The organism is Sphingomonas oryzagri, assembly GCF_029906645.1.
In the GTDB taxonomy this organism is placed as follows: domain Bacteria; phylum Pseudomonadota; class Alphaproteobacteria; order Sphingomonadales; family Sphingomonadaceae; genus Solisphingomonas; species Solisphingomonas oryzagri.
This window is the reverse complement of sequence record NZ_JARYGZ010000001.1, coordinates 260892-283330: the sequence shown is the minus strand read 5'-3', so window position 1 is coordinate 283330 and position 22439 is coordinate 260892. Positions and strand designations below refer to the sequence as shown.

Below are 22439 nucleotides of genomic sequence, written 5' to 3'. Positions count from 1 at the left end.
TCGAAAGAGAAAGAGACTTCATGCTGCAGCAGACGTCAGAGACGGTAGACCGGGCCGTCTATCCCAGCCTGCGCGACAAGCGCGTGATCGTGACCGGCGGTGGCTCGGGGATCGGCGAAGGACTGGTCGAGGCTTTCGTGGCGCAAGGCGCGAAGGTCGGCTTCATCGACATCGACGACATGGCGAGCGAGGGCGTCGTCGCCCGGCTGAACGATGCCGACCACGCCCCCATCTTCCGCCACTGCGACGTGACCGATCTCGACGCGCTTTCGCGCACGCTGGCCGATCTCGAGGAAATGCTCGGCGGAGTTGATATCCTCGTCAACAATGCCGGTAACGACGATCGTCATACGATCGAGGAGGTCACGCCGGATTATTGGGCCGAGCGGCTCAACGTGAACCTGCGCCACCAGTTCTTCGCGGCCAAGGCGGTGGTGCCCGCTATGAAGCGTGCCGGCGGCGGTGCGATCCTGAACTTCGGGTCGATCAGCTGGCATCTCGGCCTGCCCGATCTCGTCCTCTACCAGACGTGCAAGGCGGCGATCGAGGGGCTGACGCGCAGCCTGGCCCGCGATCTCGGCCGCGACGGCATCCGCGTCAACGCGATCGTGCCCGGCAACGTCCAGACCCCGCGGCAGGAGAAATGGTACACGCCCGAGGGTGAGGCGGAGATCGTCGCCGGCCAGTGCCTCGATGGTCGCATCCAGCCGTCGGACGTCGCGGCGCTGGTGCTGTTCCTCGCGTCCGACGATGCGCGGATGTGCACGGGGCACGAATATTGGGTGGACGCGGGCTGGCGGTGACCGAGGCCCGGCTCGCCACCCACGCGCTCAAGGTCGGCGCCCATCTCGGCGAAGGGCCGATCTGGATCGACGACGCCCTGTGGTTCGTCGATATCAAGAGCAAGCGCATCTACCGTTACGATCCGGCGGTGAACGGCTGCACCCGCTGGGACACACCGGAATATGTCGGCTGGGTGGTCCCCGCCGCGCAAGGGGGGCTGATTGCCGGTTTCCAGTCCGGCCCCCATCGGTTCGACACCCGTCTCGCCCGGTTCGAGCGGATCGCGACGATCGATGCGCATCTTCCCGCCAACCGCCTGAACGATGCCTGCGTCGATCCATCCGGCCGGATCTGGTTCGGCACGATGGACAATGACGAGGCGGCGTCGAGCGGCCTGCTCTATCGCTGGGACGGCGCGCAGGTGGAGACGATGGCGACCGAGCCGGTTGTGATCACCAATGGCCCCGCCATCCCGCCATCGGACGATCGCCTCTATCATGTCGATACGCTCGGGCGGCGCGTGATCCGCCACGCGATCGGCACGGACGGCGCTCTCGATGCGGGCGAGGTCTTCCTGACGTTCGACGCGGACGACGGTTATCCGGACGGCGCAGTCTGCGATGCGGCAGGTGGCGTCTGGCTGGGCTTCTACGGCGGGTGGGAAGCCCGCCGCTATGCGCCCGACGGCACGCTCACCCAGCGCATCCGTTTCCCCGTCGCCAACGTCACCAAGGTCGCGCTCGGCGGGGCTGACGGACTGACCGCCTGGGCAACGACCGCCCGGCAGGGGCTGGATACGACGGCCCTTGCCGCGCAGCCACTGGCCGGCGATCTTTTCACATTCAGGGTCGACGTTCCGGCAGCGCCGCTTCACAGGGCGCGATAGACACACAAGCGCCGGAGCAACGGCGCCGAGGAGGGTTCATGGAAGGCAGGCAGGTCAATAACGGACTGGTCGCGCTGGTCGTCATCGTGGCGACGATCGGCGGCTTCATGTTCGGATATGATTCCGGCGTGATCAACGGCACGCAGAAGGGCATCGAGGCGGCGTTCGGGCTCGGACGGCTCGGCATCGGCGTCAATGTCGGCGCGATCCTGGTCGGTTCCTCGATCGGCGCCTTCGGGGCGGGCCGCCTCTCCGATATGATTGGCCGCCGCAACACGATGATGCTCGCCGCCGCTTTGTTCATCGTCTCCGCCCTGGTGGCGGGCGCGGCGAGTTCTTCCGCGATCTTCATCTTCGCGCGCATCATCGGTGGCTTCGGCGTCGGCGCGGCGAGTGTCACCTCGCCTGTCTACATCTCGGAGGTGACGCCGGCGCATGTGCGCGGGCGGCTGACCAGCATCCAGCAGGTGATGATCATCTCCGGCCTGACCGGCGCCTTCGTCGCGAACTTCGTGCTCGCCCGTTCCGCCGGCGGATCGACCGCCGATCTGTGGGGCGGCTACCCCGCATGGCGCTGGATGTTCTGGCTCCAGACCATCCCCGCAGCGATTTACCTCGCCGCGCTCGTCCTGATCCCCGAAAGCCCGCGCTACCTCGTCGTGCGCGGTCGCGATGCCGAGGCCGAGACGGTGCTGACGCGCCTGTTCGGCGCTACCGAGGCCGCGCGCAAGGTCGCCGAGATCCGCGCCAGCCTCGCCGCCGACCACCACAAGCCCAAGCTGTCCGATCTGGTCGACAAGACCACGGGTCGCATCCGCCCCATCCTGTGGGCGGGCATAGGTCTCGCCGTGTTCCAGCAGCTCGTCGGCATCAACGTCGTCTTCTATTACGGCGCGACGCTGTGGCAGGCGGTGGGCTTCACCGAGGATTATGCGCTGCAGACCAACATCTTGTCCGGCGTGCTCTCGATCGGCGCCTGCCTGCTCACCATCGCCCTGATCGACAAGATCGGTCGCAAGCCGCTGCTGCTGATCGGTTCGGCGGGCATGACGGTGACGCTGGGCACCGTCGCCTGGGCCTTCTCGACCGCGCTGCATGGCGCCGACGGCGGCGTTACCCTGCCCGGCCATAACGGCGTGATCGCGCTGGTCGCCGCCAATCTCTACGTCGTGTTCTTCAACGCCAGCTGGGGCCCGGTGATGTGGGTGATGCTGGGCGAGATGTTCCCGAACCAGATCCGCGGGTCCGCGCTCGCCGTTTCGGGCTTCGCGCAGTGGATCGCCAACGCGCTGATCTCGGTGAGCTTCCCGTCGCTGGTGGTGTCGCCGGGCCTGTCGATCACCTATCTCGGCTACACGATTGCGGCGGGCGTCTCCTTCTTCTTCGTCCGCGCCCTGGTCCACGAGACGCGCGGCCGCGAACTGGAGGACATGGTCGGATGAGGATCGCCGCCGGCTCGTGGGAACTGGCGCTCGCGCCCGAGCTGGGCGGCGGCATCACCGCGCTGCGGCGCGACGGACAGGATGTGCTGCGCGCCGCACCGGAGGGGGCAAACGAGCCGCTGCAGCTCTCCTCCTTCGCGATGGTGCCTTATGCCAATCGCATCGCCAATGGCCGGTTCGAGGCGGACGGCGCGCACTACTCGATCGCGGTCAACTACGCCGGGCAGGATCACCCGCTCCATGGCGTGAGCTGGCTGCGACCGTGGAACGTGGCCGCATCGGATGCCACGTCCGCGACGCTGGCCCACGTTCATTCGGCGGACGAGGCCTGGCCATGGTCCTACCGCGCCGAACAGCATTTCGCGCTCGACGAGGCCGGTCTCTCGATCGCGCTGACGCTCACCAACACGGACGGGCGCGCGATGCCGGCGTCGATGGGCTTCCACCCCTATTTCCCGGCTACCACCGACACGACGCTGCGCTTCGATGCGGACGGGATGTGGGAACGGGACGAGCGCTTCCTGCCCTCGACGCTGGCGGGTGCCGATGTCTTCGGCGACTGGAGTAGCGGCCAATCGGTGCAGACGCCGACGCTGATCGACAACAGCTATGTCGGCTGGGCAGGCAGCGCACGCATATCGCGGTCCGATGGCGACGTGCTGCTCACAGGCGAAGGCACGCCGGTGCTGCACCTCTACACCCCGCCCGGCGAGCCGTTCTTCTGCGCCGAGCCGGCGACGTCGATGCCCGATGCGTTCAACCGCTCGACACCGGTGATGCTGCAGCCCGGCGAGCAGCATCGCATCGGAATGGCGATCCGCTCGGCCTGATCCGCACCTAGTGGTTGTGTCGCGGTGTCCGCGCCGCGATGCCGCGATACTTGACCGCGAAGTCCAGCACGCCGCCGTCCGCCAGCTGGCCGGTCTTCTCGCGGTAGAGTTCCTCCCAAGGCGTATGGCTCTCGGGCACCGGCGGTACGCCTTCCTGCATGCGACGCGCGATCTCCTCCGGATCGACCAGCGCATCGCAGCTGCCGGCCGCCAGATCGATGCGGATCGTGTCGCCCGTGCGCAGCCACGCCAGACCGCCGCCCGCCGCGCTCTCCGGCGAGCAGTTGAGGATCGAGGGGCTGTCCGACGTACCCGACTGGCGCCCGTCACCCAGCGTCGGCAGCGCGAGGATGCCGCGCTGGATGAGGTGATCCGGCGGCTGCATGTTGACCACCTCGGCCGATCCAGGCCAGCCGATCGGGCCGGAACCCCGGATCACCAGGATGCAATGCTCGTCGATGTCGAGCGCGGGATCGTTGATGCGGTGGTGATAATCGTCCGAACCGTCGAACACGATCGCGCGCCCCTCGAAGCGATCCTCCTGCCCCGGCGCGGACAGGTAGCGCTGGCGGAAGGCATCGGAGATCACCGAGGTCTTCATGATGCCGAAATCGAACAGGTTGCCGCGCAGCACGAGGAAGCCGGCCTTGTCCATCATCGGATCGGCGACGGTGCGGATCATTTCGCGATCGCGCGTCGTGCGGCCGGCGATATTCTCGCCGATGCTGCGCCCCGTCACCGTCAGGCAGTCGCCGTCGAGCAACCCCGCATCGGCCAACTCCGCCATCACCGCCGGCACCCCGCCCGCGCGGTGGAAGCGCTCGCCGAGATACTGCCCCGCCGGCTGCATGTTGACGATCAGCGGCACGCCGTAGCCGTGATCCGACCAGTCCTCGCGATGCAGCTCGACCCCGGCGTGCTGCGCCATGCCCGCGATATGCGGCTGCGCATTGGAACTGCCGCCGATCGCGCTGACCACGCGGATCGCGTTGAGGAAGGCTTCGCGCATCAGGATCTTGGACGGACGCAGATCCTCATAGGCCATGTCGACGATGCGCCGCCCGGTCTCGTAGGCGATCTGCCCGCGCTCGCGATAGGGCGCCGGGATCGCCGCGCAGCCGGTGAGCGACAGGCCCAGCGCCTCCGCCACCGCGTTCATCGTCGAAGCAGTGCCCATCGTGTTGCAATGCCCGGCCGACGGCGCGCTGCTGCACGCACGCTGGAGGAATTCCTCCTCGTCGATTTCGCCCGCCGCGAGCTTGCGGCGCGAACGCCAGATCACCGTGCCCGATCCGACCAATTCGCCGTCGTGCCAGCCATCCAGCATCGGCCCGCCGGACAGCACGATCGCCGGGATGTCGACGGTCGAGGCGGCCATGATGCCGGCGGGCGTAGTCTTGTCGCAGCCGGTTGTGAGCACCACGGCATCGATCGGATAGCCGTACAGCGCCTCGACCAGACCGAGATAGGCAAGGTTGCGGTCGAGCGCGGCGGTGGGCCGGCGGCAATTCTCGAAGATCGGATGGACGGGGAATTCCATCGCGATCCCGCCCGCGTCACGGATGCCCTCGCGGGTGCGCTTGGCCAGCTCGATATGGATACGGTTGCAGGGCGACAGATCGCTGCCGGTCTGCGCGATGCCGATAATTGGGCGGCCGGATCGCAACTCTGCCGGCGTCAGTCCGTAATTCATGAAGCGCTCGAGATAGAGCGCGGTCATGTCCGCGCGCGCGGGATCGGCGAACCAGTCGCGCGAGCGAAACGGCTTTACGGGAATGCGGTCCATCGGCTCTCTCCAGAAGCGAGAGCCTTATGAGAGCGCTAACTTAACGTCAATGCGATGACGTCAATCCGATGCGGTTGCACGCGCGCGGGAACGCGGCCGCCGACGGGGTGCGGCGTCCGACTGGCGGCGGATCAAGGTGTAGTCCAGCGTCATATGCCGCTTGTCGTTGCCGCCGTTGCGGCGCGCGCGCAGGATGCCCGCCAGCATCTCCACCGCCGCGCGGGACATGTCGGCGATCGGCTGATGGATGGTGGTGAGTTCCGGCCAGATCGTCGTCGCGATGGCGGTGTCGTCGAACCCGCACACGGTCAGGTCGCCCGGCACGTCGAGCCCGCGCCGGTGCGCCACCGCGACGGTCGCCGCCGCCATGTCGTCGTTGCTGGCGAAGATCGCGGTCGGCGCGTCGTCCTGCTCCAGCAGCTCGTCCGCCGCGTCCAGTCCGGACCGGTAGGTGAACAGGCCGCTTGCGACCAGCGCCTCGTCGAACGCGATCCCGGCCTCGGCCAGCGCGTCCTTATAGCCTTCCAGCCGTTCCGCGCTGGCGGTGAGGTTAGGGTTGCCCTCGATGAAGCCGATACGGTTGTGGCCCAGGGTCAACAGATGGCGCGTCATTTCACAGGCCGCCGCGCGATCGTCGATCGACACGGCCGCGACCTCGGCCGGGGGGCTGCCGGTGGCCACCACCACGGTCGGCACGTTGCGCTCGATCAACAGATCGAGGACGGATCGGGAATCGCACAAGGGCGGCGGCAGGATGATGCCATCGACACCGCCCGCGATCAGCCGCTCCGCGACGTCGCGCTCGTGATCGTCGATCTCGCATTTCTGTACGATCAGCTGGATGTCCGACCGCGACGACTGATCGAGGCCGCCGAGCAGGAATTCCGACAGATAGGCGGCGCTGGGGTTGCTGAACAGCAGACCCATGCGGACCTGCCCGGCCCCGGCGAGGTTCCGCGCGGCGCGGTTGGGCGCGTAGTTCAGGGTCGCGATCGCGGCGTTGACCGTCTCGCGCGTTTCCTCGCGCACATTGCTTTCGGCGTTGATGACCCGCGACACCGTCATCGCCGAGACACCCGCCAGCTCGGCGACGTCGGCAATCGTGGGAGCGCCGCTCTGGCGGGCGCTGGACGTACGGGGCTTGCGGGGACGGATCGCCATGAACGGGATGTAGCATGGGCTTCGCGCAGGCGACAATGGCGAGGCGAGATCGAATGGTAGCGCTCGCAATCCAACTGTCTATACTGGTGCCGAACGAAGGCCTCACCCGATTCATGGGCGCCTGTCGCCTTCCAAGAGAATGGAGTTGATGCATGGACGGTCATTTCCTCATCGGCGCGCGCGCTGTCGCCCGCGACGCGACCTTCAGCGGCTACGACCCGTCCCGCGGCGAGCAGATCGCCCCCGCATTCTCGATTTCCACCGCCGAGGATGTGGCCGAGGCCTGCCGGCTGGCCGCCGAGGCATTCGATGCTTTCCGTGACACCGACCCGGATCAGCGCGCCCGCTTCCTCGAAACCATCGCCGACAATATCGACGCTCTGGGCGATGCGCTGGTCGCACGCGCCATGCAGGAGAGCGGCCTGCCGCAGGCGCGGCTGACCGGCGAGCGCGGCCGTACGAGCGGCCAGCTCCGCCTGTTCGCGACGCATCTGCGCCGGGGCGACTGGGCCGGTGTCACGTTCGACACGCCGCTGCCGGATCGCGCCCCGCTGCCGCGCGGCGACCTGCGCCAGCGCCGCATCGCGATCGGCCCGGTCGCGGTGTTCGGCGCCTCCAACTTCCCGCTCGCTTTCTCGGTCGCGGGCGGCGACACCGCCTCCGCACTGGCGGCTGGCTGCCCGGTCGTGGTGAAGGGCCACCCAGCCCACCCCGGCACGACCCGGATGGTCGCCGACGCCATCCGTGACGCGGTCGCCGCCTGCGGCCTGCCCGAAGGCGTCTTCTCGCTGGTGCAGGGGCCGGCCAACGAGCTGGGCGCCGTGCTGGTCACCGATCCGCGCATCAAGGCGGTGGGCTTCACCGGATCGCGCGGCGGCGGCCTCGCGCTGATGAAGCTCGCCGGCGAACGGCCCGAGCCGATCCCGGTCTATGCCGAGATGTCGAGCATCAACCCCGTCATCCTCTTTCCGCAAGCGCTCGCGGCGCGGGGCGAGGCGCTGGCCAAGGCCTATGTCGGCTCGCTCACCATGGGCGCGGGGCAGTTCTGCACCAATCCGGGGATCGTGATCGGCATCGCCGGCCCCGATCTCGATCGCTTCGTGGCGACGGCCACGCAGGCGCTCGAGCAGGCACAACCGCAGGTCATGCTGACCAAGGGCATCCACGCCGCCTACGACAATGGCGTTTCGGCGCTGGAGGCCAATCCGTCGGTCGAGACACTGGCGCGCGGCGCCGAGGGCACGGGCTGCACGCTCGGCCGGGCGGCCCTGTTCATCACCGACGCCGACCGTTTTCTCGCCGATCCGTCGCTGGCGCATGAGGTATTCGGCGCATCGTCGGTCGTCATCCGGGCGAAGGACATGGCGCAGATCGCCGCGCTGATCGAAGGGCTGGAAGGCCAGCTGACCGCGACGCTGCAGATCGATGAGGGCGATTACGAGACGGCGGCGCCGCTCGTCCCGCTGCTGGAGCGCAAGGTCGGCCGCATCCTCGCCAATGGCTGGCCGACCGGTGTCGAGGTATCGACGGCGATTGTGCACGGAGGCCCCTTCCCCGCCACCTCCGATCCGCGATCGACCTCGGTCGGCACGGCGGCAATTGAACGCTTCCTGCGACCGGTCTGCTATCAGGATCTGCCGGATGCACTGCTGCCGAAGGCCGTCCGTTCCGCCAATCCGCTCAATCTGCCGCGCCGGATCGACGGCACGCTGGAGGTCGCATGACCGGCCCGTCGCGCCGCGCGGTGATCGCCGGCCTCGCCGCCGTCACCGCCGCCTCCGCCAGCCGGATCGAGGCGCAGCCGACCGGCGGCGCCGATCTGATCCCGCTCTGGCCGGGCGTAGCGCCGGGTGCGCCCGCCGTCCTGCCCGTCCGCAAGATCGAACAAAGATCGACCGATCCGAGCTTCCCCGATCGCTGGGTCACCGGCATCGCCCAGCCGGCGCTGGTCGTGCGCCGGGCGCCCCGCCCCAACGGTGCCGCCGTGATGCTGTGTCCGGGCGGCGGCTACGGCTTCCTGTCCTACGACAATGAAGGCGAAGAGCAGGCGCGCTGGCTCAACGCGCGGGGCGTCACCGCCTTCATCCTGCTCTACCGCCTGCCGGGCGAAGGATGGGCCAACCGGGCGACCGTACCGCTCGCCGACGCGCAGCGCGGCATCCGCCTGATCCGATCGCGGGCGGCCGAGTTCGGCATCGACCCGAAGCGTATCGCCACTTTGGGCTTCTCGGCCGGCGGACATCTCGCCGGTTCGCTGGCGACGCGCCATGCCGAAACCGTCTACACGCCCGTCGATGCGGCCGACCGTCTTTCGGCCCGCCCGGATCTCGCCGGCATGATCTATCCGGTGGTGAGCATGGCGGCCCCCTTCACGCACGGCGACTCCCGCGACAATCTGCTCGGCAAGGGCGCGGACGAGGCGGCGCGGCGCGCGGCATCGGTGGAGATGCGCGTCACCGCCGACACGCCGCCCATCTTCCTCACCCACGCGTCGGACGACGGCCTCGTCCCCATCCGCAACAGCCTGTCGCTCTACAGCGCGATGGTCGATGCCAAGCGACCGGCCGAACTCCATGCCTTCGACGAAGGCGGGCATGGTTTCGGCGTCCGCATCGGCAAGGACCGGCCGGCATCGGCCTGGCCCACCCTGTTCGCGGCCTATGCGACGCGGCGCGGAGTGTTCCCGGCATGATCCGGCGCGCCATCCTGCCGCTCCTCGCGCTGACCCTGATCGCCGCGACCGAGCCGCCCCATTACCAGAGCAGCCCCGAGCGGCGCACCGTCGTCGAGAAGGATTGGGGCCAGTGGCTCGGCCCATTCCGGCAGACGCTGGAACCCAGCCTGATGGAGGATTTCGGCGAGCGCTATCTCTATGCGCCCGCCGATGCTGCCCTGCCGCCGCCCGCGCCGGGCGAAAAGCGCGTCGTCTTCCTCGGCGATTCGATCACGGACCTCTGGAACCTCGGCACCTATTTTCCGGGCCGTCCCTTCATCAACCGGGGGGTCGGCAGCCAAGTCACCGCGCAGATGCTGCTGCGTTTCCAGCAGGACGTGGTGGCGCTGCACCCGAAGGCCGTCGTCATCCTCGGCGGCGTCAACGACGTGCAGGGCTTCATGCAGCAGGAGACGCCCGACGGCATCATCGGCAATGTCGAGGCGATGGCGGACATAGCCGACGCGCACGGCATCAAGGTGGTGCTCTGCTCGATCCTGCCGGTGAACAATTACACGCCACAAGCGCAGGAGGTGCTGAAGGAGCGGCACCCAGAACTGCTTCGCCAGCTCAACGCCCGCCTGCGCGCGCTCGCCGAGGCACGCGGCTATGCCTATGCGGATTACGACGCAGTGCTGCAGGACGGTCACGGCCTGATGGCAGCGCCCTATACGCGCGATGGCATCCACCCGACGGCGGCGGGATACGCCCGCATGGTGCCGGTGGTGACGGCCGCGATCGACCGCGCGCTGCGCTAGACAGGGGCGACATCCGCACCATCACTATGGTGCGGGCGACCGACGAGGCACGAACGAGGGCCAGGACGCGCTCGGTTGACGGTACATGTCAACCGAGCCTGAAGTCGCTGCAGGCATGTCCATGCAAATGGCCGGGACCGTGTTTCTCCCCGGCATCGACAAGGCTGCGTTCGGCAGTCAGCAACTACCCTGTCGCACCGAATGATACCGATATCTGATCGGCGGCATGCTCCGGGTGCTTGAACAGCCCAGCTTCAAGCAATAATGGTATCGGTAACAAAAAACGTGGCGAATTGATCATCGATTCGAACGCGGACAGGGAGAGAGACGATGAAGCCTCGCCATTTTGCGCTCGCGATCCTGGCGCTGACCACCTCCGCATCGACGACATGGGCGCAGGCGCCGGCAGCGCCCCCCGCCTCATCGATCCCGGCGCGCTACCAGAATTTCCGCGCCGCCATCTACATCGCGGTCGGCGATGCGCGGAAGCTGGCCGACCGCGCGACGTTCGACCGGCAATATGCCCGCGCCGCCTCCCAGCTTCATTTCGACAAGGTCTATATCGAGGCCTATCGCGATCACGATTTCGCGACCGACGACGAGTTGGAGAAGGTGAAATCCTATTTCGCCGAAAAAGGGATCGAAACCGCGGGCGGCATCACGCTGGCGGCCGGCGGCAAGAACGGCCAGTTCGGCACGTTCGACTATGAAGACCCGGCGGACCGCGCCGAATGCGAGCGCGCCGCACGGCTGGCGGCGAGGCACTTCAACGAGGTGATCCTCGACGACTTCTTTTTCTACACATCCAAGAGCGACGCCGACATCGCCGCCAAGGGCAAGCGCAGTTGGACGCAATATCGGCTCGACACCATGCGCAAGGTCGCGCGCGATCTGGTGATCGGGCCGGCCAAGGCGGCCAATCCCCATGTCCGGATGATCATCAAATATCCGAACTGGTACGAGCATTTCCAGGGGCTGGGCTACGATCTCGACCAGGAAGCCCGGATGTTCGACGGCATCCACACGGGCACGGAATCGCGCGATCCCACGCTCACCGACCAGTTGCTCCAGCAATATGAGAGCTACGAGATCATCCGCTATTACGACAACATCCGGCCGGGCGCGAACACCGGCGGCTGGGTGGACGAGGCATCGACCCGCGACATCGATCGCTACGCCGAACAGCTTTGGGACACGCTCTTCGCCAAGACCGGCGAGGTCACGCTGTTCAACTGGCGGCCGATGTCCAACGACGACGCGGCCGAGGCCGGCATCCGCCCGTGGGCACACCAGGCAACCAGCTTCGACTGGCAGGCGGAACTGCGTCGTTGGCGTAGCTCTGGTAATGACCTGCCCCCAGGCTGGGGCCGCGCGGCGGGCCTCGCGCTGGAATCGGTGGACAAGGTGCTCGGCAGTCTCGGCAACCCGATCGGCATCGCCAGCTACAAGCCCTACCAATCGAGCGGCGAGGATTTCCTGCACAATTATCTCGGCATGATCGGCCTGCCGATCGAGCTGTCGCCGAACTTTCCGGACAAGGCGAACACCATCCTGCTGACGCAGGCCGCTGCCGCCGATCCCGCCATCGTCGGCAAGATCGAGGGGGCGCTGAAGCGCGGCGCGACGGTGATCGTCACTTCCGGGCTTGTCGAAGCGCTGCAGGACAAGGGCTTCCACGACCTCGCCGAATGGACGCCGACCGGCCGGCGCGTGCTGATCGACCAGTTCGTCGAAGGGTTCGGTGCCGGCAACGGCACCAGCCTCAATGCGGCCGACGCGACGCAGAAGCCGATCCTGTTTCCGGACGTCCGTTTCTACACCAACGACAGCTGGGCGATCGTGCGCGGGGTCGCGGGCGCCAAGGGCTTCCCGCTGTTGCTGATGAATCATTATTCGGCCGGCACGCTCTACATGCTGACCGTTCCGGAAAATCCGAGCGACCTTTATGCGCTGCCGCCGGCGGTGCTGTCGCAGATCCGCGCGGTCGCGCAGAAAACGATGCCGGTATGGATCGACGCGCCCGCGCAGGTATCGCTGTTCGCCTACGACAACGACACGTTCGTTGTGCAGTCGTTCCGCGCGGAAGCGACTCCGGTTACGCTGCACATCGCAGGCCACGCGCTGCAGGATCTGCAGACCGGCGCGACACTCAATACCGCACCGCAGACGTCGGCCGAAAGCTCCGACGGGCGCAATACTGACACGCGCAATATCGTGCCGACAGTCATTCCGCCGCACTCTTATGTTGCGTTCCGTGTCATCCGTTGACGAAAATGTTAGCGCGCAACAAAAATTTGTTGCCGAACTGTTTTTGAACTGTTACCAACGGCCCGTGCCCGACGAGTAAGAAAAATCGTCTGCCATATGATTTGATAACGCTATCATCGAATAGCGCGGATCAGGGTGGGGCCGCATGGAGGGGATTGAAATGAAGGCTGGTATCTCGACGCCCGCGGGCTCCGTCCGCGCGCGCCACATGGGTGTTCTTTGCGCCGGTGCGTCCGTCGCGGTTTTCGCTCTCACCGCTCTCTCGACACCGGCTTTCGCGCAGACGACAACCGATGCGGCGGCCAATGGCCAGCCCGCCGGCACGGCTGCGCCGGCCCAGGCAGGCGCCTCGGCACCGGGCAAGAGCGCCGCTGCCGAAATCGTCGTCACCGGCCAGCGCGCCTCGATCGCCAATGCGCTCAGCATCAAGCGCAACGCCAACCAGATCGTCGATTCGATCAGCGCGGACGATATCGGCAAGCTGCCCGATCGCAGCGTTACGGAAACGCTGCAGCGCATCACCGGCGTGACGATCGACCACTTCATTTCCCGCCAGGATCCGGATCACTTCTCGGTCGAAGGATCGGGCGTGAACATTCGCGGCCTCACCTTCGTCCGCTCCGAACTCAACGGCCGCGACGCGTTCAGCGCCAATGGCGGCCGCGTGCTGAGCTTCGAGGACGTGCCGCCCGAACTGCTGGCCGGCGTCGACGTCTACAAGAACCCGTCGGCGGATCTGATCGAGGGCGGCATCGGCGGCCTCGTCAACCTGCGCACCCGCCTCCCCTTCGATTCCAAGGGGCAGGTGATCAGCGTGTCCACTTCCGGAACGCTCGGCGATCTGCGCAACCAGCTCGAGCCGTCCTTCTCGGCCCTCTACAGCAATCGCTGGAACACGCCGATCGGCGAGATCGGCGTGATCGCCGACGTCGCCTACTCGATCAGCGCCACGCGCACCGACGGCGTGCAGGTCGAACCTTATTATCCGCGCACCGATCTCGTCCCCGGCCAGACCGTCTATATCCCCAAGGGCATCGACTGGCGCCGGCTCGACTTCACCCGCAAGCGCTTCGGAGCCTACGGCGCGCTGCAGTGGAAACCGGCCGACAATCTGGAGGTCACGACCACTTTCTTCCAGTCGCGCTACAAGTTCCACTGGGCGGAGCATGCGATCTTCGCGCAGGACAATGCCTACAACATCGTCCCCGCGGCGGGCACCCAGTTCCAGTTCGACAAGAACGGCGTGTTTCAGCAGGGCACCGAGACCGATCCCAACCCGGCCGACGGCGGCGGTATGCCGTTCAGCGACGACGTCCGCAGCGCCGACCAGAACTCCGTCACCACCGACATCTCCGGCCACATCAGCTGGCACCCGATCGAGCGCCTGCATGTGTCGGCCGATCTGCAGCACGTTCATGCGACCAACAAGAGCTTCGATTCCACCGTCGCCACCGGCATCAACCTGCCGAGCGAGACTGTCGATCTCACCAAGGGCGTGCCGAGCGTCTCGGTCGATCCCTCCTACATCGCCAATTCGTCCAATTATTATTGGGCGTTCACGATGGACGAGAAGCAGCACAATGTCGGCAACGAATGGGCCTATCGCGCCGATCTCGATTACGACCTGGATACCGGCGGCATCCTGAAGAGCTTCAAGTTCGGCGGTCGCATGACCAACACCCACCAGAACAACCAGGCGACGCCCTACAACTGGCAGGCGGTCAGCCAGACCTGGCAGGTTCCGGGCGTGATCCCGTCGCTCGCCTACCTGTCGCAATATCCGCTGGCGAGCCAGACGTTCGACTTCGGCAACAATTTCTATCATGGCGGCGCGAACGTTCCGCTTGCCGTCGTCTTCCCGGCAACGTCGCAGGCGACGGATTATCCGGGCAGCTACATCGCGCTCCACAACATCACCACGCAGCTGTGCGAGCAGATCAATCCGGCATCGAGCTGCCCCAGCTTCGCCCTGGCGCAATACACCGCCGCCAACCAGAACGTGCTGCACGAGAAGAGCTATGCGCTCTACGGCGTGCTGAACTTCGATTTCGACAATCTCGGCCTGCCGCTCAGCGGCAATGTCGGCCTGCGCTACGTCCATACCGACCTGAACGCCGAGGGCTTCATCGTCCAGCCGAACCCGATCTCCGGTGCGCCGGCGGGCGGGCCGGTGTTCGACGGGCAATCGCAGGCGATCAACGCGAAGAACAAGTATCACTTCTTCCTGCCCAGCCTGAACCTGCTCTACAAGATCACGCCCAGGTTGCAGGCCCGCTTCGCCGTCGCCCGCGCCATGACACGGCCGGATTACACGCAGCTGCAGGCCTATACGCCGCTGTCGGCCTCGTACGACACGACGACCGGAACCTATAATTTCAACTCGACCGCATCGGGCAACCCCAACCTGAAGCCGATCACCTCGAACCAGGTGGACGCCGCGCTCGAATGGTATTTCGGCAAGGCCAGCTCGCTGACCGCGACGGTCTTCTACAAGCACCTGAACGACATCATCCGTAACGTCACCGAACCCTATGTGTTCGATGGCGTCACCTATCCGCTTACCGCTCCCTACAATGTCGGCACCGCCAACATCAAAGGTGTCGAGATCGGGTATAACCAGGCCTTCACGTTCCTTCCTGGCCTGCTGAGCGGCTTCGGCATCACCTCCAACTTCACCTATGTCGACAGCAAGACGAAGGTGAACGCGTCGGGTCTGCAGTCGGGCAGCGCCTCGTTCGTGTCGATCAACGGCGTCGATACCAACGGCGCGATCTTCGGCAACCTGCCGCTCGAAGGCCTGTCGAAGTACAGCTACAACCTCACCGGCTATTACGAGAAGGGCATCCTCTCGGTGCGCCTCGCCTACAACTGGCGGAGCAAGTACCTGCTGGCGACCAACGTCAACGGCACGCAGGGGTCTGACGGTACGCCCCTCACCGCGGGCGGCGTGCAGTGCGGCGGCAATACGGCGGCGGATCACTGCGTGCTGTGGGGCCTGCCGACCTACAACGCCTCGTACGGCCAGCTGGACGGCTCGATCTTCTTCAAGTTCATGCACGACAAGGTGTCGTTCGGGATCGAAGCCCAGAACCTGACCAACGCGCAGAACCGCGTGCTCATGAAGCAGTCGATCGGCCTGATGGGCCGCGCCTGGTTCGTCAGCGATCGTCGCTACACCGCCTCGATGCGGCTGACCTTCTAACTCCCCCGACTGTGGCGGGCGAACGTCCGATGGACGCTCGCCCGCCATTTCTTTAGCATCGTCGCCGGGATGGACGGGGGATGACAGGCGCTTCGATCAGGCGGGTGGTGATCGTCGGCGGCGGCACCGCCGGCTGGATGACCGCGCTCGCGCTGGCGCGGATGGCCCCGCCCCACGCGCCGACCGTCACCTTGGTGGAATCGCCGGAGATCGGCACCGTCGGCGTCGGCGAGGCGACGCTTCCCACCATCCGCCACTTCAACGTCTGGGCCGACGTCGACGAGCGCACCTTCGTTCGCGAGACGCAGGCCACCTTCAAGCTCGGCATCGAGTTCCGCGACTGGCGCGAACCGGGGCACAGCTTCTTCCACGGCTTCGGCGATCACGGCCCCGAGATTGCGGGCCTGTCCCCCTATCAGCAATTGATCAGGCTCGGCCTGACCGAGGCGCTCGACGACTGGTCGCTGCCCGCGCAGGCCGCGCGTCTCGATCGCTTCCAGCCGCCATCGACCGACAATCGGTCGCTCGCCTCGACCTATTCCTACGCCTATCATTTCGATGCGAGCCTCTATGCGCAGCACCTGAAAAAGCTGGCGATCGCGGCGGGCGTCGCGCATGTGCAGGGTCGGATTGTCGAGGTCGAGCAGGCACGCGAAACCGGGCTGATCGCGCGCCTGCACCTGGAGGGCGATCGATCGATCGGCGGCGATCTCTTCGTCGATTGCTCGGGCTTCCGCTCCCTGCTGCTCGGACAGACGCTCGGCGTGCCGTTCGAGGACTGGTCGCACTGGCTGCCGGCCGACCGGGCGTGGGCCGTCCCCTGCGCGGACCGCGACACGATCGAACCCTATACCCGCTCGACCGCGGGCATAGCGGGCTGGCGCTGGCGGATCCCGCTGCAGCATCGCATCGGCAACGGCCATGTCTATGCGAGCGCCTTTCAGGACGATCAGACCGCGCTCGACGCCCTGATCCAGGGTCTCGACGGCGAGGCGCTGGCCGAACCCCGGCAGCTGCGTTTCAAGGCCGGGCATCGCCAGCGTTTCTGGGTCGGCAATTGCGTGGCGATCGGGCTCTCAGGCGGCTTTTTAGAGCCGCTGGAATCGACCAGCATCAACCTGATCGAGCGCGGCATCAGTCAGCTCGTCCAGCTCTTCCCGTCGGGCGGGCTGAACCCGGTGCTGGCCGACGAATATGATCGCTACATGGTCAACGCCTTCGCCGGCATCCGCGATTTCGTGATCCTGCACTATCGGCTGGGGCGGCGCGCGGAGCCGTTCTGGCAAGCGATGCGGGAGCAGCCGATCCCGGACTCGCTGGCCGAACAGATCGAACTGTTCGAGGCGACCGGCGAAATCTCGATCCGCGATCCCGAGAGCTTCGGCGAACCCAGCTGGGCGGCGATCCTGTTCGGTCTGGGCGCCAGGGCATCGGCCCACCACCCGCTCGCGGACCGCGAACCGCGCGAGGCGATCGAACGCCATCTTGCGCGCGGTCGTGACCTGATCGCGCAACATGCCGGCCGGATGCCGCCGCATCGCCGCTTCATCGAGCACATGGTGCAGGGCGGATGAGCGGCGCGCGCATCGCGATCGTCGGCGACGGCGTAGAGGCATGGCTGTTCGCGGCCCTGTTCCGCCAGCTGTCGCGCCGCACCGGTACGCTCGTCGTCTTCCCCCCGCCCCATCGACGGGAAATCGGCCGGATCGCGCTCCCGCCGGTCGTGGCCGACTTGCACCGCCTGCTGCGCACCGCGCCCGATCTTATCGCCGGGTTCGGCACGCCCCGTCACGGCATCGAGATCGCGATGGATGATGGCAGCCAGATGCTCATCCCCTACGGCAGCTACGGCGATCCGGACGAACCCGGCAATCTGGTCAACGCCTGGATCAGGCTGTGCAGCGAGGGCAAGGCGCCCGCACTTGCCGGTCTTTCGACAAACGCGGCGCTGGCGGCCGGCGGGAGTCCGCGACCGGACGCCGATCCGCGTCTGCTGCGCAGCATCGTCGCCGGCTGGGAGGTCGAGCGCGAACGATACAGGGCGATCCTGAAGGACGCGGCACTGGCGCGCGGCGTCGAATGTTCGGGGTCCACTTTCGACCGCGACACGCCGATCGACGCCGACCTCATCGTGGATGCCAGCGAAGGCCATGCGGCTCCGCAATCCGAGACCGGCTGGCACGGCCGATGGCTGCGGATCGGTACAGCGGCGCACGGTCTCCACAGTGCCGAGCCGTTCGCGATCGCGGCCGTCTTCTCGGCGGCGGCACGGCTGGCATCCCTCCTTCCCCGTCCCGGCGCGATGGCGCTGCTGGCGCGGGAGTATGACCGCCAGCTCGCGATCGAGATGGAGGGGATGGAGGCGGCCTCCGCGATGCTCGAAAGGCTTTCCGGGCGGGACGCGCGATCGGTAGCACTCGATCGCCACGCAGCGCGCTATCGCGCCGCGGGTCTCCTGCCAGCTGATCCGCAGCCGTGGACGCGGGACATGTGGCTCTCCGCTTTCGATGCGATGGGATGGCGCCCCGAACGCTACGATCCCAATCTCGATCGCTTCGACACAGACCGATCGACGCGGCGTTTCGACGAATGGGCTGCCCTGATCGACCGGTATCTGCCCCGCCGCCCCTGACGACGAACGGCATCGACAAGCGTCACCAGAACCGTTACCGCTACCATCAAACAGGGAGAGGATGGGATGTCGTACAAGCGCTGCGCACTGGCCCTTTGCGCCTCGCTGCTGGCGAGCCAGGCGGCGGGCGCGGCGGAGCGCGGCATCTCGATCGATGTTGCCAAGGCGGAGAAGCCGGTCGATCGCTTCTTCGATCTATCGATCGGATCGGATTATCCGGGGACGCTGATACGCCCGGATTCGCAGGCGCAGCTCAAGACGGCGGTGGACGAGCTCGGCTTCCGCTATATCCGCTTCCACGCCATCTTCCACGACGTGCTGGGCGCGGTGCGCGTCGAGAACGGCCGCACGGTCTACGACTGGACGAAGACCGATCAGCTGTATGACGACCTGCTCTCCAAGGGCATCCGCCCGTTCGTCGAACTCGGCTTCACCCCCAAGGCGCTGGCCACCTCCAACGCCAGCATCTTCTACTGGAAGGGCAACACCTCGCATCCGAAGCCGGAGATGTGGACGGCGCTGGTCGATGCTTTCGTGCGCCACATGCAGCAGCGCTACGGCGTCGCCGAGGTGCGGCGCTGGTATTTCGAGGTGTGGAACGAGCCCAATCTCAGCGGCTTCTGGGAAGGCGGCGACCAGCCGGCCTATTTCGATCTCTACGACCGCACCGCGCGCACGCTGAAGGCGATCGATCCGGTGCTGCAGGTCGGCGGGCCTTCTACCGCAGGCGCGTCGTGGGTGCCCGAATTCCTCGATCATGTCGCAAAGTCCGGTGCGCCGGTCGATTTCGTCACCACCCACGCTTATGGCGTCGACGGCGGCTTCCTCGACGAGAAAGGCGAGCAGGACACCAAGCTCTCGCCCAAGCAGGATGCGATCATCGGCGACGTCGCCAAGGTCCGCCGCCAGATCGGCGCATCGGCCTTCCCCAACCTGCCACTCTATTTCACCGAGTGGAGCACCAGCTACACACCGCGCGACGCGGTGCACGACAGCTACATCAGCGCACCCTACATCCTCTCGAAACTCAAGGGCGTGCAGGGGCTGGTGCAGGGCATGAGCTACTGGACCTACTCCGATCTGTTTGAGGAACCCGGCCCGCCGACCGCGCCCTTCCAGGGCGGCTTCGGCCTGATGAACCCGCAGGGCATCCGCAAGCCCGCCTACTTCGCCTACAAATATCTGAACGCGCTCAAGGGCCGCGACGTGCCGGTGGCGGACGATCAGGTGATGGCGGCGACCGACGGCACCCGCACCACCGCCCTGGTGTGGGACTGGCAGCAGCCCGTCCAGACGATCAGCAACCGCCCCTTCTACACGCATCTGGTGCCCAACGCGCCGTCCGCTTCCGCCGATCTCGGTTTCCAACACCTCGCGCCGGGCCGCTATCACATCCGCGCCTACCGCACCGGCTATCGCCATAATGACGCCTATTCGGCCTATATCGACATGGGGATGCCCAAGACCCTCGCGCCCGCCCAGCTCCGCCAGTTGCAGGTGCTGACGCGCGACACGCCCGAAATCGATCGCATGGCGGAGGTCGGCGCCGACGGCCGCCTTGCCGTCTCCCTGCCGATGCGCAGCAACGATATCCTGCTGGTCGAAATCGACCGCCAGCCCACCGGAGAGTGACCCGATGAAGAAACTGTTTCAGGCCGCCCTGCTGGCCGGCGCCGCCGCGATCGCCCTGCCCGCCGCCGCAGCCCCGATGGCGAGCCTCGATCGCCACGGCACGATCGTCTCGGTCGAGCCCTACGCTCCCAACATCGTGCGCGTGACGCTGGCGCTCGACCGCACGCTCGCCGACGCGCCGCCGGGCGAAGGCCCGAACGCCAAGGCCGACGCGACCGGCTGGAGCCATAGCATCGACGCCAAGGGCAACGACGTCTTCTCCTCGGCCAGCCTGTCGGTCACTGTCCCGGCCCAGCCCTGGCCCAGCGCACCGAGCCAGATGGCGATCTATTTCGCGCCCAGCCTCCCGCCCGCCTCGGTCAGCTTCGCCACGGCGAACGGCACGGCGCTCACCCAGATGACCGGCTGGAGCATGGCGCCCCACGACGTCGCGGGCGAAAAGACCTTCAAGGTCGGCGCCTCCTTCTCCTCGCCCGCCGACGAGCATTATTACGGTCTCGGCCAGAACCAGGAGGGCATCCTCGACCTTCGTGGCCGCACGATCGACTGCAAGCATTATTACGACGCGCCCGCCGGCGAGACGGTCTGCGTGCCCTTCATGGTCACCAACAAGGGCTACGGCATCCTGTGGGACAATCCGTCCGAGACGATCGTCTCGCCGGGCCTGCACAGCAGCACCAACTGGCAGTCGCAGGTCGGCGAGCGCGTCTCCTTCTTCCTGATCGCCGGCAAGACCTATGACGAGATCTACGCCGGCTACGCGAAGCTGACCGGCGCCACCCCGCTGCCGCCCAAGGCCGCCTTCGGCCTCATCCAGTCCAAGGCGCGCTACGAGAGCCAGCAGGAGATGATGGATATCGCCAACGGCTATCGCAGCCGGGGCTATCCGCTCGACGTGATGGTGCTCGACTGGTTCTACTGGACGCGGATGGGGCAGCTCGACATCGATCACACCTATTTCCCCGATCCCAAGGGCATGAACGATCAGTTGCACGCCATGGGGCTGCACTCGATCGTCAGCGTCTGGCCGCGTTTCGAGCGGGATTCACGCTATTTCAGCTTCCTCGAAAGCAAGGGCTGGCTGCTCAAGGACAAGGACGGCAAGGTCGTCGACGGCCTCCCCTCGCGCTTCGATCGCGCCGGCGCACTGATCGACAGCACCAATCCCGATGCGCGGAAATGGTATTGGAGCAAGATCCGCGACAATATCGCGAGCCAGGGCTTCGACTGGTTCTGGCTGGACGAGACCGAACCCGATCTGGTGCCCGACGGCTATTTCTACTCGATCGGTTCGGGCGACCGCTATCACAACCTCTTCCCGCTGCTCCACACCGAGAGCGTGGCGGAAGGGTCTGCCGAGGACCGCCCCGACAAGCGCAACCTGATCCTGTGCCGCGCCGCCTACACCGGCACGCAGCGCAACGGCTGCCTGTTCTGGTCGTCCGACGTTCACTCGACCTGGGATGCGCTCAAGCGACAGGTGCCGACCGGGCTGGACTTCACCGCGTCCGGCATGGCCTATTGGGGCAGCGACACCGGCGGCTGGCAGGATCCGAGCGGCCCGCCGCCTCTCCACACGCCGCTGGTCGATCCGGCGGGCGCCACCGCGATGCCGGCGAGCTATGTCGACTATCCGGAGCTGTTCGTCCGCTGGTTCCAGTACAACACCTTCACGCCGACGCTGCGCATCCACGGCCAGCGCCCCGGCACCGCGATCTGGCAATACGGCAAGGCGGCCGAGCCGATCCTCGCGCAATATCTGCGGCTGCGCTACGCGCTGATCCCCTATCTCTACTCGCTGGGCCACGAGACCTACGAGACCGGCGCGCCGTTCATGCGCGGGCTGTTCATGGATTTCCCGAACGACCCCGCCGTCGCCAATCTCGGCGACGAATATATGCTGGGCAAGGCCTTCCTGGTGGCGCCCGTCACCACGCAGGGGCAGACGAGCCGCCCGGTCTATCTGCCGGCGGGCGCGGACTGGTACGATTACTGGACCAACCGCAAATATGCCGGCGGCCAGACGGTGACGGCGGACGCGCCGATCGATCGCATCCCGCTGTTCGTGCGCGCCGGATCGATCGTGCCGATGGGCGCGCAGGTGCCCAACACGATGCAGAAGCAGCCGCTAGAGAGCATCCGCGTCTATCCGGGCCGCGACGCATCCCTCACGCTCTACGACGATGACGGCGAGACCAACGCCTATCGCAAGGGCGCCGGCACCGTCACCGAACTGCGCTGGAACGAGGCGGCGCACCGGCTCGAGAGCAGCGGCAAGGCGAAGATCGATCCGGCGCTGGTCAAGGTGATAAGCGGGAGCTGAGCGGCTCCCGCGTCACCGCCGCC

General features: G+C 66.6%; 15 protein-coding genes. 13 read left to right on the top strand and 2 right to left on the bottom strand.

Annotation, left to right across the window (positions count from 1 at the left end):
- Window positions 1–20: 20 nt before the first annotated feature.
- Genes QGN17_RS01385 through QGN17_RS01370 form a run of 4 tightly spaced genes read left to right on the top strand, consistent with a single transcriptional unit; the run spans window position 21 to window position 3941 of the window.
- A complete protein-coding gene (locus QGN17_RS01385; protein WP_281045121.1) occupies window positions 21–803 on the top strand; it encodes an SDR family NAD(P)-dependent oxidoreductase in 783 nt (260 codons plus the stop codon).
- Window positions 800–1669 (top strand): SMP-30/gluconolactonase/LRE family protein, encoded by an 870-nt coding sequence (locus QGN17_RS01380; RefSeq protein ID WP_281042727.1) that lies wholly within the window; start codon window positions 800–802, stop codon window positions 1667–1669. The genes QGN17_RS01385 and QGN17_RS01380 overlap by 4 nt, the downstream gene beginning before the upstream one ends.
- Before the next feature lie 38 nt (window positions 1670–1707).
- Window positions 1708–3111: a sugar porter family MFS transporter gene (locus QGN17_RS01375; protein ID WP_281042726.1), complete on the top strand. Its 1404-nt coding sequence runs from the start codon at window positions 1708–1710 to the stop codon at window positions 3109–3111.
- A complete protein-coding gene (locus tag QGN17_RS01370) occupies window positions 3108–3941 on the top strand; it encodes an aldose 1-epimerase (RefSeq protein WP_281042725.1) in 834 nt (277 codons plus the stop codon). Before QGN17_RS01375 ends, QGN17_RS01370 begins: the two co-directional genes overlap by 4 nt.
- Before the next feature lie 7 nt (window positions 3942–3948).
- Here QGN17_RS01370 and QGN17_RS01365 read toward each other — a convergent pair whose 3' ends face one another.
- On the bottom strand, window positions 3949–5727 hold the full coding sequence (locus QGN17_RS01365) for an IlvD/Edd family dehydratase (protein WP_281042724.1): 1779 nt from the start codon (window positions 5725–5727) through the stop codon (window positions 3949–3951).
- Between the two features lie 60 nt (window positions 5728–5787).
- Window positions 5788–6888: a LacI family DNA-binding transcriptional regulator gene (locus QGN17_RS01360; protein ID WP_281042723.1), complete on the bottom strand. Its 1101-nt coding sequence runs from the start codon at window positions 6886–6888 to the stop codon at window positions 5788–5790.
- Window positions 6889–7040: 152 nt separating this feature from the next.
- On the opposite strand from QGN17_RS01360, the gene QGN17_RS01355 reads away from it, so the two are divergent.
- From QGN17_RS01355 to QGN17_RS01315, 9 genes are all read left to right on the top strand, one after another.
- Entirely contained in the window at window positions 7041–8612 is a 1572-nt protein-coding gene (locus QGN17_RS01355) for an aldehyde dehydrogenase (NADP(+)) (protein WP_281042722.1), read from the top strand.
- The gene (locus tag QGN17_RS01350) at window positions 8609–9580 is read left to right on the top strand and encodes an alpha/beta hydrolase (RefSeq protein ID WP_281042721.1); all 972 of its coding nucleotides are present in this window, start codon (window positions 8609–8611) and stop codon (window positions 9578–9580) included. The genes QGN17_RS01355 and QGN17_RS01350 overlap by 4 nt, the downstream gene beginning before the upstream one ends.
- Complete coding sequence (locus tag QGN17_RS01345; RefSeq protein WP_281042720.1) at window positions 9577–10359, top strand: GDSL-type esterase/lipase family protein; 783 nt, start codon at window positions 9577–9579, stop codon at window positions 10357–10359. The genes QGN17_RS01350 and QGN17_RS01345 overlap by 4 nt, the downstream gene beginning before the upstream one ends.
- 330 nt (window positions 10360–10689) lie before the next feature.
- A complete protein-coding gene (locus QGN17_RS01340; protein ID WP_281042719.1) occupies window positions 10690–12627 on the top strand; it encodes a hypothetical protein in 1938 nt (645 codons plus the stop codon).
- A 208-nt stretch (window positions 12628–12835) separates the two neighbouring features.
- Window positions 12836–15829: a TonB-dependent receptor gene (locus QGN17_RS01335; RefSeq protein WP_281042718.1), complete on the top strand. Its 2994-nt coding sequence runs from the start codon at window positions 12836–12838 to the stop codon at window positions 15827–15829.
- Window positions 15830–15909: 80 nt separating this feature from the next.
- Window positions 15910–17403 (top strand): tryptophan halogenase family protein, encoded by a 1494-nt coding sequence (locus QGN17_RS01330; RefSeq protein WP_281042717.1) that lies wholly within the window; start codon window positions 15910–15912, stop codon window positions 17401–17403.
- A complete protein-coding gene (locus QGN17_RS01325) occupies window positions 17400–18461 on the top strand; it encodes a tryptophan 7-halogenase (protein WP_281042716.1) in 1062 nt (353 codons plus the stop codon). The genes QGN17_RS01330 and QGN17_RS01325 overlap by 4 nt, the downstream gene beginning before the upstream one ends.
- 66 nt (window positions 18462–18527) lie before the next feature.
- On the top strand, window positions 18528–20093 hold the full coding sequence (locus QGN17_RS01320) for a GH39 family glycosyl hydrolase (RefSeq protein WP_281042715.1): 1566 nt from the start codon (window positions 18528–18530) through the stop codon (window positions 20091–20093).
- A 4-nt stretch (window positions 20094–20097) separates the two neighbouring features.
- Window positions 20098–22416 (top strand): glycoside hydrolase family 31 protein, encoded by a 2319-nt coding sequence (locus tag QGN17_RS01315; RefSeq protein WP_281042714.1) that lies wholly within the window; start codon window positions 20098–20100, stop codon window positions 22414–22416.
- The last annotated feature ends 23 nt before the right edge of the window (window positions 22417–22439 follow it).